Raw genomic sequence first — 1,743 nt, forward strand, 5'->3', positions numbered from 1 at the left:
CAGCGAACCCGCGTACACGTTCTCCGCCACCGACACGTGCGGGATGATCTCCGGCTCCTGCGGAATGATCCGGATCCCGGCGGCCCGGGCCCGGGCCGGCGACTGCAGCGCCAGCTCGGACCCGTCCAGCAGCACGGTCCCCTCGGTGGGCTGGTGGTCGCCCGTGAGGATCTTCAGCAGGGTGGACTTGCCGGCGCCGTTCTCGCCCATCAGGGCGGTCACCTGGCCGGCCGGGAAGTCCAGGGTGACGTCGGTGAGCGCCCGGACCTCGCCGAACCGCTTGCCGACTCCGCGGACTCCCGCCCCGCTGTGGGTCGTCATCTCTGCCTTACCCGACGTCATGTCAGCTGCACTTGACGCCGGCGGACTGCCAGGAGGTCGGGTCCACCATGGTGGTGGGCGCGAACGCCTCCTGCGGGAAGTCCTTGCTGTTCTTGAGCTTGTCGTACATGGTCTGGACGGCCAGGGCGCCCACGTCGCTGCCGTTGATGAACAGCGCGGCCTTCATGCCGGACGGCTTGCTGCTGCCCCAGTCCTTGCACGCCAGGTAGGCGCCCAGGCCGACCCCGATGACGTTGTCGGCGGAGATGCCGGCGTTCTCGGTCGCGGTGATGCCGCCCTGCACGTTCTCGTCGTTGCAGCCCCAGATCACCCAGTGCTTGACGCCCGGGTTGGCGGTCAGGGTCGCGGCGATCTTGTCCTGGGCACCGGTCGGCGTGTTGTCGGTGGCCACGTCGATGTTCTGCACCGAGGCGCCGGAGGCGGTGGCAAAGGCGTCCTTGGCAGCCTTGACGCGGTCGCCGCAGACGGTCACGTCCTGCTTCCAGGCGGAGATGGTGCGGGTGTCGGCCGCGTTCCAGCCGGCCTTCTTGAACTCCTCGCCGGCCCGCTGGCCGACCTGCTGGCCCATCTGCTGGCCGGAGAAGCCGATCCGCGGCACCAGCGCCGACTTGTCGCAGGAGGCCGGGGCGGGGCCGGTGGTGCAGATCTGGTCGTCCGAGGTCAGCAGCGGCACGCCCGCGTCCTTGGCGGTCTGCACGACCTGCGGACCCACCGCCGGGTCCGGCACCACGATGATCAGGCCGTTGCTCTTCTGCGCGATCGCGGACTGGACCTCGCTGATCGTCTTGTTGGCGTCGTTGCCGAGGTTGACCACCTTCAGGTCCACACCCAGCTGCTGGGCCTTGGCCTTGGCACCGGCGGCCTCGCCGATGAAGTACTCCTGGTCGCCCTGCTTCTGCAGGTACGTGATGGAGATCTTGCCGCTGACCGGTGCGGCGTTCCCGCCGCCCTTGGTCGTCTCCTGACCGGTGGAACAGGCCGTGAGGCCGAGGGCGACGAGCAGCCCGAAGGCCGCGGCAGTGCGGCGACGGTTGCGCACAGTGGTCATGGATGGGGCTCCTAGCAGCGCGGTGGGTGGATCACAATTCATCAGAACCAAACAGGTTCGAACGTGATGGGCCATATGACACCTCCGAGACGCCAGGTCAGTCAAGAGGTTTCGCACAGATACGCACAGGTCGCAACGCAACTGTTGTCTGATCGTGTGAACGAGACAGTCGCTGTCACTTTGAGTGGCAGTGCACGAGCAGTGTGACATGGTATGCCCTCCCGAGCCAGGGGCGACTGGGGAGGGAGGGGCTGGGTGGACATGGGAAAGCGGTGGCGGGGGCCCCCCCCCCCCGGGGGGCCCGCCCCCCCCCCGGCAAACCACCCCCCCCCCCCCCCCCCCCCGCGGCAACC

At 68.7% G+C, this 1,743-nt stretch carries 2 protein-coding genes; both read right to left on the minus strand.

The window, feature by feature from the left end; genetic code table 11:
* On the minus strand, window positions 1–321 hold a 321-nt coding region (locus ACFW1A_RS40350), incomplete at its 3' end, for an ATP-binding cassette domain-containing protein (protein WP_380418693.1).
* Between the two features lie 22 nt (window positions 322–343).
* Entirely contained in the window at window positions 344–1,390 is a 1,047-nt protein-coding gene (locus ACFW1A_RS40355; RefSeq protein WP_380418695.1) for a substrate-binding domain-containing protein, read from the minus strand.
* Window positions 1,391–1,743 lie beyond the last annotated feature (353 nt).

Source organism: Kitasatospora sp. NPDC058965 (genome assembly GCF_042741245.1).
In the GTDB taxonomy this organism is placed as follows: Bacteria; Actinomycetota; Actinomycetes; order Streptomycetales; family Streptomycetaceae; genus Kitasatospora.

Excerpts from the sequence above, each read along its gene's own strand:
- ACFW1A_RS40355 (WP_380418695.1), bottom strand. The coding sequence starts at position 1,390 with ATGACCACTGTGCGCAACCGTCGCCGCACTGCCGCGGCCTTCGGGCTG.